A 15628-nucleotide genomic window follows, 5' to 3' on the forward strand; every position below is an offset into this window, starting at 1 on the left:
ATCTATGTTAGAATCAAAAGATCTAGTCAAAAAATTTAAAGAAAGGAAAGTCGTAGACAAACTCTGCGTGAAGATAAAACCTGGAACCGTTGTGGGCCTGCTAGGGCCCAATGGTGCTGGTAAAACCACATCTTTTCTCATGGTCGCAGGACTCCTTAGACCAGACTCAGGCAAAGTATTTCTGGATGGAGAAGACATTACAGAACTTCCCATCCATAAAAGGGCGCAAAAAGGCATCACCTATTTACCTCAAGAGCCATCTGTTTTTAGAGGGCTTACTGTAATGGAAAACCTGGAAATAGTATTTGAGGCACGGGGTATCCAAGGAGAGACTCGGAAGAAGATGGCAGAAGAACTACTTGAGGAATTTGGTCTTTCTCACCTAGCTTCCCAAAAGGCCTCTTCACTATCAGGAGGTGAGAGAAGACGTGTAGAGGTCGCAAGGGCCCTTTCTACTTCTCCCAAATTTGTCCTTTTAGATGAACCATTTGCCGGAGTAGACCCCATAAGCGTAGAAGAGCTACAAAAAATCATAACTGACTTAAAAACCAAGGGAATTGGGATATTCATTTCAGATCACAATGTCCGGGAGACCTTGACTGTATGCGACCATGCCTATATTCTTAACCGTGGCCAAATTCTGATTGAAGGCCCGCCAGAAATTATTGCAAGAGATGAAAGGGCAAGAAATATTTACCTTGGAACTGGTTTTAAACTTTAAAAAATATGGCTATTGAGCTCAGACAGCAATTAAAACTTACCCAGCAACTTGTTATGACTCCCCAGTTGCAACAGGCCATAAAACTGTTGCAACTGTCGAGGGTAGAACTCATTGAAACTATTCAAAAGGAGTTAGAACAAAATCCAGTACTTGAAGAAGCTGAACCCAATGCCAATTCATCTGAAACCGTTGAGGCCAATGATGCCGTAGACGAATCCCTCCCAACGCTCGCAGCCTCCCAGGACGAACAGACCCCGTGGGATAAAAAGGCGATAGAGGAAGATGAATGGAAGGCCTATTGGGAGGACGATTCAAAGCGTATTATATCCTCTTATTCCTTTGAAGAAAAAGAAATCCCCAATTATGAAAATTTGCTTACAAAAAAAACCAATTTAGCAGACCACTTAATGTGGCAACTACAGATGAGCGACTTTTCAGAGGAAGAGCGCACTATTGGACACAACATCATTGGCAATATAGATTCATCAGGCTACTTAAAGGCCACGGTGGAAGAAATTGCAGAAGATTTAAACACAAGTCCTGAACTCGTACTAAAGGTACTCAAAAAGATTCAATTATTCGATCCAGTTGGGGTTGGAGCTCGAGATCTTAGAGAATGCCTTTTGGTACAACTCGAATATCTGGGAATTGATGATCCACTAGTCACAGAACTTGTCAAAAACCATCTCCATAACATCGAAAAACGAAATTATAAAGAAATTACAAAGGCAACTGGAAGAAGTCTTGAAGATATTGCCCAGGCCATAGAAGTAATTAAAGGCCTTGAACCCCGCCCTGGGAACTCCTACTCTTCAGATGAAACTCATTACATCGTGCCCGACATATATATCTATAAAGTAGATGATGACTATGTAATTCAATTAAATGAGGACGATCTCCCACATCTCAAGATAAACGCGTTCTACAAAAGTGCGATTGAAACCAATAATGGAAACAAGGAATTAAAGGAATTCATCCAAGACAAGTATAAGTCAGCTATTTGGCTCTTAAAGAGTATACACCAAAGACAAAAGACCATTTATAAGGTTACAAAAAGCATTGTAAAATTTCAGAGAGAATTTTTGGACAAGGGGATCGAATACCTGAAGCCATTGATACTCAAGGATGTTGCAGAGGATATTGGCATACATGAATCTACCGTTAGCAGAGTTACGGCAAACAAGTATGCACAAACCCCCCAAGGGCTTTTCGAACTAAAATTTTTCTTTAGCGCCAGCCTGAAAAAAGGCGACGGAGAAGACATTGCCACAAAGATCATAAAGGAAAAGATAAAGAACATTATCCAGGGAGAGAATCCACTCAAACCATATAGTGATAAGCAGATTGTAGAACTTCTAGCCAAAGAAAATATCAAAATTGCCAGACGCACAGTAGCAAAATACAGGGAGCTTATGGGCATTTTGCCTTCTAATAGGCGAAAACGCCCACTTACTCATAAAATGAAACACGGAGGTACTAATGCGCATTAATGTCACTTTCCGCCAAATGGAAACATCGAACACACTAAAAGAATACGTCGAACAAAAGATGAAAAAACTTCAGAAGTATTCTGATGGTCCAATAAAAGTGAATGTAGTTTTGAGTGTTGAAAAATTCAGACATGCCGCAGAAGTGGTCATTTCTGGAGATGGAATTAGGGCCACTGCAAAGGAAGTCCAAGACGACATCAGGCCTGCAATCGATCTAGTTTCTGACAAGATAGAGAAACAACTAAAAAAGTACAGAGAAAAACTTCTAAATAAACGAAATACCACTCCAGAGCCAGCCCAGGAAACAGCTACAAGTGAGCTAGATGAAATAGACGTAAGGGTAATTCGTACTGAAAAAATGGATTCAAAGCCCATGAGCCTTGAAGAGGCGGTGGAACAATTCACCCTTTCCAGTAAAAATTTTATGGTCTTCAGGAATGCAGAAACAGATGACATTAACGTCCTATATTGGCACAAGGACGGTGAACTTGGACTCATAGAACCATAGACGGGATTTAAGCCTAATTCTATGTTCATCACCCAATTTCTCTGCGAAAAGTGTATTATTGCGGATCTATCTGCTGCTTCTAAGGATGAGGTCCTGCAAAAGCTTGCTCAAAAGGCTTCAGACCTCGTACAGGGAGTGGCGCCGGAGGCCATTTTTGAGACCTTGAAGGAAAGGGAACAGTTGGGAAGTACTGGAATTGGAAACGGCATAGCCATACCTCACGGCAAGATCCATGGACTTGAGAGACTACTCGTTATTTTTGCCAGAAGCAAGGAAGGAGTGCCATTCGAGGCCCTGGACCATCAGCCTGTTCATGCAATTTTCCTTTTACTAGCTCCAGAGACGGCATCAACTGCCTATTTAAAAATTCTGGCTCGTATATCTAGACTGCTTAAGACACCCAATGTATACGAACATCTCATGAATGCTGACAATGCCCTGCGCCTTTTAGACGTGATCAAAGATGTGGACTGCACCCTTCCTCTCTCAATATAGTAAAGCTGTTCCAACTCACTAGGCATGGGAAAGACTGAACCATGAAGAATGTACAAGCTGTAGTTATCACAGGTCTTTCAGGCTCCGGAAAGAGCACGGCTCTTAAATCCTTCGAAGACATTGGATACTTTTGTGTGGATAACATGCCAGTCAGCCTTCTTCCGAGTTTTTTTCAACTAAAAGAAGGCTCGTCCACAGAACCCGTAAAAATGGCCCTCGTAATGGATGTGAGGGAACGGGATTTCATAAATGAACATAAAAAAGTCTTTGACATCATTAAGAAAGCTGGTTTTCATCTAGAGATACTGTTCTTAGATGCAAGAGACGAAATAATAGTACAAAGATTCAACCAGACCAGGCGTAAGCATCCTTTGGCTCCTAGAGGTCCATTACTAGATGGTATCAAACTGGAAAGAGAACTGCTGCGCGATTTAAAAGAACAGGCAGGCAGGATCATAGATACATCTAATCTAAATGTCCACCAACTCAGAAAGCAAATAATGTCACTCTATTCCACGAGAAAATTCCTTGACCAGATGGTTATTCACCTGGTCTCTTTTGGTTTTAAATATGGTTTGCCCGCAGAAGCAAATCTTGTATTCGATGCTAGATTTCTTCCAAACCCCTTCTTTGTAGATGAACTAAGGCCGTATTCAGGGTTAAACATTGAAGTGAGAAACTACGTTTTGGATAATCCATTGTCCAAGTTATTTATTGAAAACATCACCAATATGTTGGAGCTTCTCATACCTGCATATAAAAATGAAGGCAAATCATATCTCGTAATTGCCATAGGATGCACAGGAGGCCGCCATCGGTCAGTGGCAATTGTGGAACACCTAAAGGAATTGTTTACAAAGGCTAGAGAGGACGTTATCGTCACTCACAGAGATTTGGCTTTGGAGGCGGTCTAAAAATGGTGGGTATAATCATTGCGGCTCATGGCAATCTTGCACAGGAACTCTTAGAGACAACCAAATTTATTGTTGGTGAGGTCGAAAACATAGTGGCATTAACCATTGATCCCTCACAAAAAGTAGATAAACTAAAGACAAACATCCGAAAAGCCATTAAACAGGTCGATCAAGGAGATGGTGTCTTAATCCTAACTGATATGTTTGGTGGGACCCCTTCCAACATATCGCTTACTTTCTTGGAAAAGGGAAAAATAGACATAGTGACTGGGGTGAATCTTCCTATGCTAATTCGTTTGAGTCAGTGTAGGTCAAAAGGAGAATCATTAGAAAAAGTCACTGAAGAATTAGTGACTTACGGCAGAAAAAGTATCAATCAAGCCTCAGGAATCCTGAAGGGATAGTCCAGGGGAACCCCTACCTCACATATCAGGCTGAGAGTATGGCGTGAACCTTAAATTGAGGCCTTGCACAAACGAAGACCTTGAGTCAATTTTATTTATCGAAGAGTCCTCGTTTAAAGATCCGTGGACTAAAAACGCATTTTACTCTGAACTATGTGATGACAGTGGTTGTTCGAGGTGCCTTGTTGTGGAAGATCCTTCATGTTCTGTAATTGGTTATATTGTGTATCAAAAGATTTTAGACGAAATCTATGTCAAAAAAGTAGCCGTCCACTCTCAAATGAGGAAAAGAGGTATTGGTCACTTCATATTTTTTAATTTATTTAAAGAGGCCAAAGAAGATGGCGTATTTAAAATCGTTTTAGACTGTGATGTAACTAATGTAGAAGCACTGAGATTTTATAAGGACTTGGGATTTCAACAGGTCTCTGAGGCGAATAGAGATGGAAGTTTGAGATTGGAGAATAAGATAGGTGCAGCTACTTAGTTAAACCACAGGCGTTGGCTTCTAATTTTTCAAAAGGAGGATTTATAATGGCCATTAAGGTGGGTATAAATGGTTTTGGTAGAATCGGAAGAGCAATTTTCCGTGCCTCAAAGATCTACGAAGAATTTTCAGATATTGAAATTATACACATTAATGATCTCACAAATACAGAACAGTCAGCATATTTATTAAAATATGATTCCGTATTCGGAAAGGCGCCTTTTGATGTAAGGGTTGAGAAGGATAGACTTATCGTGGCTGGAAAAGAGATAAGAATTTCAAACGCCAAATCTCCATCAGAGGTCCCATGGGCTGACTCTGGGGTTGATTTTGTGATAGAGGCTACTGGTCGATTCAGGGATGCTGAACTCGCAAGAGGTCACTTGGAAGGCGGTGCCAGAAAAGTGATCATAACAGCACCTGCAAAGGGAGACGACATTACTATTGTTATGGGAGTTAACGAAGACCAATATGATCCTTCAAAACACCATATTGTCTCAAACGCCTCATGTACTACAAACTGCCTTGCACCAGTGGCAAAGGTAATCTTAGATCGATTTGGAATCGTTAGCGGCTTTATTACCACTGTACACGCCTACACAAACGATCAGAGACTCCTTGATCTTCCCCACAATGACCTTAGACGTGCTAGAGCAGCTGCCATAAACATGATTCCCACAAAAACAGGGGCAGCCAGCGCAATAGGCAAAGTAATACCAGAACTTACTGGTAAACTCGACGGCTTGTCAATCAGGGTTCCCACCCCCGATGTCAGCATTACGGACATGGTCATATTGACTGAAAAACCAACCACAGTACCAGAGGTCAATGAGGTATTGAAACAGGCCCAAAATAGGTATCTTGGCTATACAGAAGAGCCCCTTGTCTCTTCAGATTTTTACATGGACCCACACTCAAGTATAGTGGATGGACTCAGTACCAAGGTCCGTGGAGAAAATCTGGTCAAGATTTTGGCCTGGTATGACAATGAATGGGGCTATTCCAATAGAGTACTTGATCTCATACTTCACATGAGCAAATTTGAAATAATATAATGGCGTTCAAACAGGCGAAAACCTTCGAATCAAAGGCCTTGAGGGTAAATCTTGAGGCCACTCAAGTCCAGCAAATAGAATTCAATGCGAGGTATTCTGTCCTTAGGGATGCAGTCAAAGACTATCAGGGTGTCAAAAATGCTGCAGAGCACATCCTATTTGAAATCCACCACCCTTTCAAAAATTGGGATGCCATCATCAATGAATTTCGTGCCTTTACCCTAAAAAATCTTCAAGTCTATTGCCGTACAGATAGGGCCACAGAGGTATTTCAGGTCGAACTTGAACTATTTCTAACCCTAATTCATCAGGCCCCAAAGGAATATCAGAAAAAAGATGCCACAGACGCGCTCCTCGCATTTATAGAAAAACTATTTCAGGTAGTTGATACGGATCAATTATGGTCACTTATACCAAGTATTGAAAGGACGTTTTCGGAACTCATGATGGAGGGATGCATGATTGCCAGATTCATGGCAGAAAGCCTCCATCCCCTTCCAAAGTCATTGAGCCTGCTCTTTAACAGACTGAAACTCGAAAAGATTCCGCCAAGCTTTATCAGGTCATGTATAGAGATCGTGGGCTGGATAAGAATACATGCCTATGAAGTCTGGCTTTCGTCTGAAGATCCCATTGAATGGCTAGACCAAACAATCAAAAAATATCAAATTAAGCTCTCTAAAACAGAATTAAATGAAATTAAAGCATTATTTGAACCAATTTCCCATGAGGTACTTAGAACTGGGCTAAAAGAAATACGGGAGTTAATAAACTCTAAGGGAAAAGACATAAGCTCCCTCAATAGACTAATAAAATTGCCTGGCAATATCGAAATAGTGCGTCATTACAGAAACATTTCCAATACCCTTAAAAAATACAATGAATTAGGGCTACTATTTCTCTTTCACATAATGGAGCTCCCAGGGCTCTCAATAATCTATGAAGAGACCATAAGAGGGATCAACAGGATACTTCTTGGCTATATCAAGAATGCTGATACCACACAACTCAAACAGATGCTCCCTAAGGACTTTGAACTGCTTGAACAACAGGCAGGAAAATTCCCGCAGACAGCGCTACAGTGTATAGAAGCTCTGGGTACCGAGATATTGAAGCTAGACGCCCCACAGATCACCGAACTATTTCTGAAAAAGGTCATTGGCTTCGGGTTCCAAACCCCAAACGTGACTGGCGTTGACATGGAATGGCAGGTCCTTAGGAATCCAGCCCATCTTCAAAATATACGGGTCTGGATGAAGCTCATTGGCCAAAGGCCCTATCAGTGTTCAAGTCTCCTTTCAGCACTGCTCATAAACATCAAACTTGGTGGAATCTGCATTAAAGACACAGATCTATTTCAAAAGGATGTTTCAAAGCTTTTAAACTCAAATATAAGACCTGTCTACAACCTGGTAAAACAGCTCGCCAAGCAATTCCCAGTCTATTTTAATGAGATAGGGGCAGAGGGGCTCCTAAGAGATGTATCCACTGAACTTGATGAAATTACCCACAGGCAGGACAAACTGATTCATTTCTTAAGGAAACAGAGTCACGTTGAGAGTAATAACCTTATAGTAAATTTCATAGAGGCGATTTTGTGTTTCTGGTACAGCAGAGAAAAGTCTGTACTAAAGCCGTATTTGCCCGAAGAACTCCTTGAGGAAATCCCTACCCATGGCCAATTTGTGGATCCAGTCCATCGACTAGTAAGATTTTTGAGTGAAGAACTTGGCCTAGAGCCATTTGCTAAAAGGGTTACAAAACTAGTAAACATTCAAGAAGACACCCTAGAGCGCCTATTATACAGGGCCCCTGACATACCTCCAAGCGATAAGGAAAGATTCATCTTACTTATAAAGATGTACAGACTTGAGACCCTGAAATACAAACTAGGGACTCAAGAGATATTGCATCACCTCGAGGAAGCCAAGAAACTGGGATTTGAGGGTGTTGAAGAGATAATTGAAGCAGTGAACAAAGATGAACCAGAAGAGTGCCTGGAGGTCATTTTAAAACACCTCGAATCGTTGAAAGATGTAATACTTAGTCCTCAAAGGTTTGAGGGCAGAGAAGACATCTACTTTAAAAGACACATCGCCGCTGACATCCCATCTATGTATGGCAGATATCATGAAAAAAAATTTGATGCCCTTAGTCTCAGTTTTAGGCTGGAAAACCTTGCCAACACCTATTTTGAACGCATTATCACAGGGTTTGACATAAAATTTATTACATACAAAAATCTGGAATTGATACTACGATATCTTAAGCTCCTTTGGCGTGGAGTAAAAATAGATGGAATACAGTCCAAAAAGTTCGAGACATATCTAAGACTCTTTGAACAGGCCCTTCGTTTTAGCCAATTCTCCTTTGGCCAATTTAGAGACATAATTCATGGACTCTTAGAAGGGGTAAAGGACATAATATACATATACTACATCCATCCTCACCAAGAAAACCTCCCTCTAATAATCGAACAGCTCTATCCAGACAGGCTTCTGGAAAAATTTAACCGCGTAAACCATAATGCACAGACCAAAGGGGAACTCATTCATCAACTATCAGAACGCTTCCTAAGAGATCTTATTGCTGGCACATTTGGACTACAGTACTTGGATACTTTTGTCTCTCGAGTCCATCACATTTTCGAAGAGGAAAGAGCAGCACTATCTGAAAAGAACCTTGATCTCTTGTTAAGCTACAATCCAGACAGCACCATATGTCCCATAAATGCTCCAAATCCTTCTACTAAGAACTTGATACACCTAGGCAATAAAGGCTTTAACCTGTTACTCCTTCACGAGGAAGGTCTACCTGTTCCCCCTGGGATCATAATCACCACAGAGATCTTTAGGTGTAGGGAGATATTAGACGAATTCCCCAGGGTCTTTCTGGAGCTCAAAGAACGCCTCAAGGACGCTCTACACTCCATTGAAGACATTACTCAAAAGAGATTTGGACACCCCAAGGCACCACTACTACTTTCGGTGAGGAGTGGAGCTGCCATATCAATGCCTGGGATGATGTCCACAATCATCAATGTTGGGAGCAATCTAGATACCATTGAAGGTCTTGCCCAGGAAACAGGGAAGATGTGGTTTGCCTGGGACAATTACAGGAGATTTGTCCAATCTTGGGCCATGGGGTTCGGACTCTCCAGAGACATCTTTTCTAAACTCATGGCGGAACACAAGCAACACTTTGGAGTTGAAAAGAAGAGGCAATTTACTGGCGAACAAATGAAGGCTCTTGCCTTAAAGTACAGAGAAAAGACCCTTGAGGCTGGCATTAAAATCTTTGATGACCCATGGGAACAACTCATGTGTACCATAAAACTTGTGCTTCGCTCATGGGAATCTGACAAAGCCAAGGCATATAGAGAAATCATGGATTTGTCAGACAGATGGGGGACTGCGGTAATAGTTCAGGTGATGACCTTCGGGAACATGAGCGAAGCCTCTGGGACAGGTGTGGTGTTTACCACCAATCCCAATCACAAACTCGAAAGGGTATGTCTATGGGGAGACTATACACCTGGTAACCAGGGAGAAGACATTGTAAGTGGCCTGGTGAGTACCTATCCAATTTCTCTAGAACAAAAAGAATATCTCAATATAGAAGAGCCTTGCCTTGAGGAGGCGTTTCCAGAAATATATCAGGCCCTATTCAACTATGTGAAAAGGCTGATTGTTGAGAGGGGTTGGAGCCATCAAGAGATAGAATTTACCTTTGAGTCTCCCGACCCCAAGGACCTCTACATATTGCAGACTAGGGATATGACTCCAAAGAAGAAACGGTCTTATCCAGTGTTCGTTAAGACTGCTTCGCTAAAAAATGCCTTTCTAGGCCGCGGCATAGGAGTAAGTGGGGGGGCCCTTTCTGGAAGGATCGCCTTTACTCTAGACGATATAATGATGCTAAAAGAAAAAAGCTCCAAGGATCCAGTGATTCTGATAAGATCAGATACAGTTCCAGATGATATAAAAGAGATATCTCTTGCAGACGGCCTTTTGACTGCTAAAGGTGGCCAGACATCCCACGCAGCAATAGTGGCTCTAAGACTGGAAAAGACATGTGTTGTAGGCTTTAAGGGTCTTAAGTTGTATGAACAAAAGAAAATGGCTAAAATACAAGGAATAGAACTAAGGGCCGGAGATTTCATCAGTATTGATGGAAGAAACGGCGCTGTATATTTTGGGCTACACAAGAGTCATGCTTAAGAAAGGAGGAATAAAATGATTCAACAGGCATCCCAGCCACGCCCTATGAAGCTTGGCATCAATGGTCTTGGGAGGATTGGGAAACTATCTCTTTGGACCCATGTTGCTAGAAAATCCTTTTCAGAGATAGTTGTTAACATCGGAAGACAGGTTGGAAGGTCTCTTAATGACTTGGCCGCTGCCATTGAAAAGGACAGTACCTATGGCCGCCTTTCAAATTTTTTGTACGGATATAAAGGGACAAGGGTGATAGAAAACTTAGACGAGGAAAAGGGCACCATGACTATAGACGGTGTCCCTGTTACTATATTGAGGGAAAGCAGAAATCCAAAAGATATCAGATGGTCAGACTACGATGTGAAACTCGTTGTCGATACCACTGGTGTATTTAGAGACCCAACGGTTCCAGCAGATGACCCCAAGGGTTCCTTAAGGGGACATCTTGAAGCAGGTGCTTCAAAGGTCATTCTCTCAGCACCTTTTAAGATCAAAGATAAATCAAAGTCTATACCAGACGACGCTGTAACCACGGTTATGGGTATAAATGAAGATGATTATATACCTGAAAAGCACAATTTGATCTCAGCTGCATCATGTACCACTACTTGCCTTGCTTACATGGTAAAACCTCTATTGGATCACTTTGGAGCATCCCGCATACTTTCTGCCTCCATGGTAACTGTCCATGCTGCCACGTCTAGTCAGGTGGTTTTAGACAGGCTTCCAAAATCAGGGGCAAAAGACCTGAGAAAAAATAGAAGTATATTGAACAATATCATACTTACCACTACAGGGGCAGCAGACGCCCTTGGGTTGGTCCTCCCAGAGATGAAAAAGATAGGATTTATTGCTGAATCCGTAAGAATCCCTACAAATACAGGATCACTAATCGTTCTAGTACTTTCAATTCACGATGAGAGCATGGAAAATCCCATTAAGAGAGATCTCATCAACTCAATTTATCAAAAGGCTGCTGAAACAACCCTTAAACCAAGGCTAGTCTACACTGAAGAGCAAAATGTTTCCTCTGATATAATTGGATTTCCAGAGGCCGCTGCAATAATCGAGGGAACTGAGACCCATACAAGGACAGCTGCCATAAATATTGATCCCAAAATGGTATGTAAGGGCCTTGATCAAAGTGGGGTTACCTGTGCATCCATAACGATCCCAGTGACTCAAGTCGTAATCTATGGTTGGTATGATAATGAACTTGGAAGCTACACCAATTTATTGGCAGATAGGATCTGCTCTATAGCTGACAAGATGTTTTAGGGGGAGTGGAGGTTTATTCTCATGAAGAGCATTGACCAATTGTCCATCTCTGGAAAAAAAGTCCTTATGCGCGTGGATCTCAATTGTCCTCTATCCAAGGAGGGTGATGTTGCGGATGATACTAGGATTCTCGCAGTCCTTCCATCCATAAACTATTGCATTGAACAGGGGGCAAAGCTCATACTTTGCTCCCATTTGGGAAGACCAAAAGGTGAAAGGCGTCCTGAATTCAGTCTTGGCCCAGTGGCAAAGAGACTCTCAGAGATCCTTGGCAAAGAGGTCCGTCTTTCAAATGACTGTATAGGGGACCAGGTAAAACAAGATGTAGAGGCCCTCAAAAATGGAGATGTACTCCTTTTGGAGAATATTCGTTTTCATCCAGGGGAGACCAAGAATGACCATACCCTTGCTAAGGAATTAGGAGAACTAGCTGATATCTTTATTAACGATGCCTTTGCCGTCTGTCACAGGGCTCATGCCTCAGTTGTCGGAGTGACCGAATTCGTAAAGGAATGTGGCATGGGCTTTTTACTCAAAAAGGAAATGGATTATTTCCATAAGGCAATAGAAAATCCCGTTAGGCCACTAGTTGCAATAATGGGCGGGGCAAAGGTCTCTTCAAAGCTCGGGGCCATAAAAAATATTTTAAACAAGGTTGATAAACTAATCATTGGGGGTGCCATGGCAAACACCTTTTTAAAGGCCAAAGGTGTCGATGTCGGCGACTCCATGATTGAAGAAGATCTAATAGAGGAAGCGCGGTCGATTCTGGAAAAAGCCAGTTCATTGGGGATCCCCCTCTATCTTCCAGTAGACGCCGTTGTTTCCAGGTCAATGGAAGATGCCGTTCAAATAATCAAACCTTATGGTGAGATTCCTACTGGATGGAAGGCCTTTGACATTGGCCCTGCCACGGTGACTCTCTATAGAGAGGCGCTCCAAGATGCAAAGACAGTGGTCTGGAACGGTCCTCTAGGTGCCTTTGAGGAAAAGAGTTTTTCCAGAGGGACATTTGCCATATCATCAACACTCGCCTCACTTCATGCGTTAACTATAGTAGGTGGTGGAGATACTGATAGGGCAATCCATGAGGCCGGCGATACAAGTGAGATCTCATATATGTCTACAGGTGGCGGCGCATTTCTTCATCTCCTTGAAGGAAAAGAGCTACCGGGGGTAAAGGCCCTAGAAAGATGTGGAGGTTAATATGAATGGCAGAAGGCCGCTGATTGCAGCAAACTGGAAGATGTATAAGACCCTTGAGGAAACAAGGGCCTTTTTCAAAGAATTTATCCCCAAGATCAAGGATATCTTTGATCGAGATATAATCATAGCCCCTCCCTTCACCTCCCTTAACGAGGCCGCAAATCTTGTAAAAGAGGTCCCCAATTGTCATATCGCTGCTCAAAATATGCATTTTGAGGAACAAGGGGCCTTTACCGGAGAGATATCCCCTCTGATGCTAAAGGCTATAGGGGTAAGTTTTGTTATAATAGGGCATTCAGAGAGGAGACACATCTTCGGAGAGTCCGACGATTTAATTGGCAAAAAGGTCAAATCCGCAATAACCCATGGCATCTGTCCGATATTGTGTGTAGGTGAGACCCTAGAACAAAGGGAACAGGGGCACACAAATGAGGTAATCAGCACACAAATAGATGGTGGGCTATCACTTGTCTCACTAGAAGAGATGGAAAGTGTGACAATAGCTTATGAGCCTGTTTGGGCTATTGGCACTGGAAAAACCGCAACTCCAGAGCTAGCCCAAGAGGTACACTCTTTTATTCGCAAATTGATTGCTCAAAAATTCAATTCACCTATTGCAGAAAATCTCCGTTTGTTGTATGGTGGCTCCGTCAAACCGGAGAACGTTGCAGGGCTGATGAATCAGCCAGACATAGACGGTGCTCTGGTTGGCGGTGCCTCTCTTGAGGTAAATAGTTTTGAAAAAATTGTGCGATTTGAGAGCTGAATGTTTACAGTACTTGTTATAATACATACAATTGTGTGCATACTCCTTGTTGGTACTGTTCTTTTACAACAAGGAAAAGGGGCTGAAGTTGGTGCTGTTTTTGGTTCCAGCGAGGCCATTTTCGGTAGCACAGGGCCAACAACGTTTTTGAGTAAAATGACATCGGTCCTGGCTGTACTCTTTATGCTCACAAGTTTGGGATTGACCTATCTTGCATCACACAGAGGTGCTGCATCAGTGATGCAAGATGTAAGTACTGTAGCACCAGTGAAGGCCCCTGAGGCGCCTGCTGCACTTCCGGAAGGCCATCCAGTGGTTCCGGCAGATGAAGGCGGGCAAAAAGCCGAAAAAACTGACAGTGGTAGTTCACAAGGCACAGATGCCAATAAATAAAGTGCCGAGGTGGTGGAATTGGTAGACACGCCATCTTGAGGGGGTGGTGGGCTCCGCCCGTGGGGGTTCGAATCCCCCCCTCGGCACCATTTCTTAAATATTAAATCTGAAATCATAATATTCCAATCGGAGCCCTTCAGGATTGCATATTAATTCTCTTCTCAATGGTAATCACTTGCTATGACAAATTTATGGTATCTGTTTTAAATCACATGGACTTGTGCTATAATCCATTTAATTCTTCTACAAGGGGGGCCGAAAAATGTTCAATGTAGGTGACCTCGCGGTCTATCCTGCCCATGGAGTTGGTGTCATTGAAGCTATAGAGCAAAAGGCCATTGGTGGCAATCAACACACCTTTTATGTAATGAGGATCCTTGAAAATGATATGAAGATATTGGTTCCAAAGGGCAATGTTAACCAGGTCGGCCTGAGAGGAGTCATGACAAGGGACCAGGCCGAGGAAGTATATTCAATATTGAAAGATCGCGATGTTGAATTCACCCCTCAGGCATGGAACAGACGCTATAGAGAATACATGGAAAAGATCAAGACGGGCTCAGTAAGAGACCTTGCGGTTGTTTTAAGGGACCTTTATCTCCTACAGATGGATAAACCCCTATCCTTTGGGGAAAAAAAGATGCTAGAGAGTGCCAAGGCCCTGCTCATTAAGGAGATAGCAATCGCAAAGGGAATTGAGGAATCCAAGGTCCAAGAAGAAATAGAGAGTATCTTTACTCCTTGAATCCCCCCAAAAACGTCCAAGTCCCTGCTTCCTTAAACCTTTCTCGACTCGATGTATGCCTTGCAAATCTGGGTATAGGTGTATCCAGATCCAAGGCCAAACAACTCATAGAAAAAGGTCTGGTTTATGTAAATGACGAAAAAGCAAAGCGTCCCAAACAACTAGTTAAGGAAGGCGACCAAATAACTGTATTTATTCCGCCCCCTAAAGAACCCAAAGTGGAACCGGTCCCTATCCCCCTAAAGATACTATATGAAGATGATTGGATTGTAGTCATTGACAAATCCCCAGGGCTCTCCGTGCATCCAGGAGCAGGACTTGAAGAAAGGACCCTAGTCCATGGGCTTTTATTTCACTTCGACCGCCTATCAAAAGGCTCAGAACCACTAAGACCTGGTATTGTACATAGACTCGACAAGGATACCTCTGGTACAATAGTTGTGGCAAAGGATGACTGGACACATTCAAGATTGGCAGACTTTTTCAAAACTGGATTGGTAAAAAAAATGTATGTTGCCATTGTGAGAGGTCAACCAAAAGAGCTCGAGGGTGAAATTGACTTTCCCATTGGGCGCCATCCAGTACACAGAAAAAAGATGAGTATTGTAACCCGTTCTCCCAGGAGTGCGCTCACCCGTTGGAAGATAAAGAAGTACCTCAAAGGTGCGACCTTGCTGTCTGTAAGGATTTTTACAGGAAGGACCCACCAAATCCGAGTGCACATGTCAGCTATTGGGCATCCCATACTTGGAGACAGGACCTATGGTGGCCCATCAGTGATCCAGATAGATAGAGAAAGAATACATGTACCACGACAGATGCTCCATGCCTTTGAACTCTCATTTCCCCATCCCAAGACAGATGAATGGCTTTCTTTTACTGCCCCCGTCCCTTCAGACATGGTAGAAGTTATAGAGAAGCTTGACAGATGAGGATACAAATGCGAGGT

Annotated in this window: 15 protein-coding genes and 1 tRNA gene; all 16 read left to right on the forward strand. The window is 42.6% G+C overall.

Features of this window, described 5'->3' with window-relative positions:
* Positions 1 to 4 precede the first annotated feature (4 nt).
* Entirely contained in the window at positions 5 to 721 is a 717-nt protein-coding gene (lptB, locus tag DBT_RS09865; RefSeq protein ID WP_067619929.1) for an LPS export ABC transporter ATP-binding protein, read from the forward strand.
* 5 nt (positions 722 to 726) lie between these two features.
* Positions 727 to 2211, forward strand: coding sequence for an RNA polymerase factor sigma-54 (gene rpoN / locus DBT_RS09870; protein WP_067619932.1), 1485 nt, complete (start codon positions 727 to 729; stop codon positions 2209 to 2211).
* Positions 2212 to 2227: 16 nt separating this feature from the next.
* Complete coding sequence (gene hpf / locus DBT_RS09875) at positions 2228 to 2719, forward strand: ribosome hibernation-promoting factor, HPF/YfiA family (protein ID WP_161939961.1); 492 nt, start codon at positions 2228 to 2230, stop codon at positions 2717 to 2719.
* A gap of 21 nt (positions 2720 to 2740) precedes the next feature.
* Entirely contained in the window at positions 2741 to 3214 is a 474-nt protein-coding gene (locus DBT_RS09880; protein ID WP_067619938.1) for a PTS sugar transporter subunit IIA, read from the forward strand.
* Between the two features lie 41 nt (positions 3215 to 3255).
* On the forward strand, positions 3256 to 4128 hold the full coding sequence (gene rapZ / locus DBT_RS09885) for an RNase adapter RapZ (RefSeq protein WP_067619941.1): 873 nt from the start codon (positions 3256 to 3258) through the stop codon (positions 4126 to 4128).
* A gap of 2 nt (positions 4129 to 4130) precedes the next feature.
* On the forward strand, positions 4131 to 4532 hold the full coding sequence (locus tag DBT_RS09890) for a PTS sugar transporter subunit IIA (protein WP_067619944.1): 402 nt from the start codon (positions 4131 to 4133) through the stop codon (positions 4530 to 4532).
* Positions 4533 to 4575: 43 nt separating this feature from the next.
* Positions 4576 to 5019 carry a GNAT family N-acetyltransferase gene (locus DBT_RS09895; RefSeq protein ID WP_067619947.1) on the forward strand — a complete coding sequence of 148 codons (444 nt, stop codon included), beginning with the start codon at positions 4576 to 4578 and terminating at the stop codon, positions 5017 to 5019.
* A gap of 47 nt (positions 5020 to 5066) precedes the next feature.
* On the forward strand, positions 5067 to 6074 hold the full coding sequence (gene gap / locus DBT_RS09900; protein WP_067619950.1) for a type I glyceraldehyde-3-phosphate dehydrogenase: 1008 nt from the start codon (positions 5067 to 5069) through the stop codon (positions 6072 to 6074).
* On the forward strand, positions 6074 to 10294 hold the full coding sequence (locus DBT_RS09905; RefSeq protein WP_067619953.1) for a PEP/pyruvate-binding domain-containing protein: 4221 nt from the start codon (positions 6074 to 6076) through the stop codon (positions 10292 to 10294). The genes gap and DBT_RS09905 overlap by 1 nt, the downstream gene beginning before the upstream one ends.
* Before the next feature lie 45 nt (positions 10295 to 10339).
* Positions 10340 to 11569: a type I glyceraldehyde-3-phosphate dehydrogenase gene (locus DBT_RS09910; protein WP_067620029.1), complete on the forward strand. Its 1230-nt coding sequence runs from the start codon at positions 10340 to 10342 to the stop codon at positions 11567 to 11569.
* A 15-nt stretch (positions 11570 to 11584) separates the two neighbouring features.
* Positions 11585 to 12775, forward strand: coding sequence for a phosphoglycerate kinase (locus tag DBT_RS09915; RefSeq protein ID WP_067619956.1), 1191 nt, complete (start codon positions 11585 to 11587; stop codon positions 12773 to 12775).
* A gap of 1 nt (position 12776) precedes the next feature.
* A complete protein-coding gene (tpiA, locus tag DBT_RS09920; protein ID WP_067619959.1) occupies positions 12777 to 13541 on the forward strand; it encodes a triose-phosphate isomerase in 765 nt (254 codons plus the stop codon).
* Positions 13542 to 13934: a preprotein translocase subunit SecG gene (gene secG / locus DBT_RS09925; protein ID WP_067619962.1), complete on the forward strand. Its 393-nt coding sequence runs from the start codon at positions 13542 to 13544 to the stop codon at positions 13932 to 13934.
* A gap of 3 nt (positions 13935 to 13937) precedes the next feature.
* Positions 13938 to 14023: transfer RNA gene (locus DBT_RS09930), tRNA-Leu, on the forward strand.
* A 173-nt stretch (positions 14024 to 14196) separates the two neighbouring features.
* On the forward strand, positions 14197 to 14679 hold the full coding sequence (locus DBT_RS09935; RefSeq protein ID WP_067619963.1) for a CarD family transcriptional regulator: 483 nt from the start codon (positions 14197 to 14199) through the stop codon (positions 14677 to 14679).
* On the forward strand, positions 14676 to 15611 hold the full coding sequence (locus DBT_RS09940) for an RluA family pseudouridine synthase (protein ID WP_067619966.1): 936 nt from the start codon (positions 14676 to 14678) through the stop codon (positions 15609 to 15611). The genes DBT_RS09935 and DBT_RS09940 overlap by 4 nt, the downstream gene beginning before the upstream one ends.
* Positions 15612 to 15628 lie beyond the last annotated feature (17 nt).

The organism is Dissulfuribacter thermophilus, assembly GCF_001687335.1.
In the GTDB taxonomy this organism is placed as follows: Bacteria; Desulfobacterota; Dissulfuribacteria; order Dissulfuribacterales; family Dissulfuribacteraceae; genus Dissulfuribacter; species Dissulfuribacter thermophilus.

Coding starts and splice junctions, on each gene's coding strand:
- lptB (WP_067619929.1), top strand. CDS start 5: ATGTTAGAATCAAAAGATCTAGTCAAAAAATTTAAAGAAAGGAAAGTC.
- rpoN (WP_067619932.1), top strand. CDS start 727: ATGGCTATTGAGCTCAGACAGCAATTAAAACTTACCCAGCAACTTGTT.
- hpf (WP_161939961.1), top strand. CDS start 2,228: ATGGAAACATCGAACACACTAAAAGAATACGTCGAACAAAAGATGAAA.
- DBT_RS09880 (WP_067619938.1), top strand. CDS start 2,741: ATGTTCATCACCCAATTTCTCTGCGAAAAGTGTATTATTGCGGATCTA.
- rapZ (WP_067619941.1), top strand. CDS start 3,256: ATGAAGAATGTACAAGCTGTAGTTATCACAGGTCTTTCAGGCTCCGGA.
- DBT_RS09890 (WP_067619944.1), top strand. CDS start 4,131: ATGGTGGGTATAATCATTGCGGCTCATGGCAATCTTGCACAGGAACTC.
- gap (WP_067619950.1), top strand. CDS start 5,067: ATGGCCATTAAGGTGGGTATAAATGGTTTTGGTAGAATCGGAAGAGCA.
- DBT_RS09905 (WP_067619953.1), top strand. CDS start 6,074: ATGGCGTTCAAACAGGCGAAAACCTTCGAATCAAAGGCCTTGAGGGTA.
- DBT_RS09910 (WP_067620029.1), top strand. CDS start 10,340: ATGAAGCTTGGCATCAATGGTCTTGGGAGGATTGGGAAACTATCTCTT.
- tpiA (WP_067619959.1), top strand. CDS start 12,777: ATGAATGGCAGAAGGCCGCTGATTGCAGCAAACTGGAAGATGTATAAG.
- secG (WP_067619962.1), top strand. CDS start 13,542: ATGTTTACAGTACTTGTTATAATACATACAATTGTGTGCATACTCCTT.
- DBT_RS09935 (WP_067619963.1), top strand. CDS start 14,197: ATGTTCAATGTAGGTGACCTCGCGGTCTATCCTGCCCATGGAGTTGGT.